The following is a 508-nucleotide window of genomic DNA, read 5'->3' on the forward strand; positions in this document are numbered from 1 at the left end:
TTCCGAGTGGTTGTTGATACTGCCGATACTTGTTATCGCGTTCTAGGCCAAGTGCACAGCTTGTATAAGCCGCGTCCAGGTCGCATGAAAGACTACATCGCGGTACCAAAAGCAAACGGCTACCAATCGCTTCACACTTCCATGGTTGGCCCACACGGTGTGCCTGTTGAAGTGCAGATCCGTACTGAAGATATGGATCAAATGGCGGACAAAGGTGTCGCAGCGCACTGGTCTTATAAAGACAAGGGCGATAAGTCGGGCACGACCGCACAAGTGAAAGCGCAACGTTGGATGCAAAGCTTGCTTGAGCTACAACAAAGTGCCGGTAACTCATTCGAATTCATTGAAAACGTAAAATCGGATCTATTCCCAGATGAGATTTACGTCTTCACACCAAAAGGTCGTATTGTTGAACTGCCACTTGGCGCGACAGCTGTAGATTTTGCTTACGCGGTACATACCGATGTAGGTAATTCCTGTGTTGGTGCTCGTGTTGACCGTAACCCTT

Annotated in this window: 1 protein-coding gene; it reads left to right on the forward strand. The window is 48.6% G+C overall.

Features of this window, described 5'->3' with window-relative positions; genetic code table 11:
* Positions 1-508 (forward strand): TGS domain-containing protein (locus R7R24_RS30640; protein WP_318120708.1); only part of this gene is annotated, 508 nt, incomplete at both ends.

Source organism: Vibrio sp. 704 (assembly GCF_033339295.1).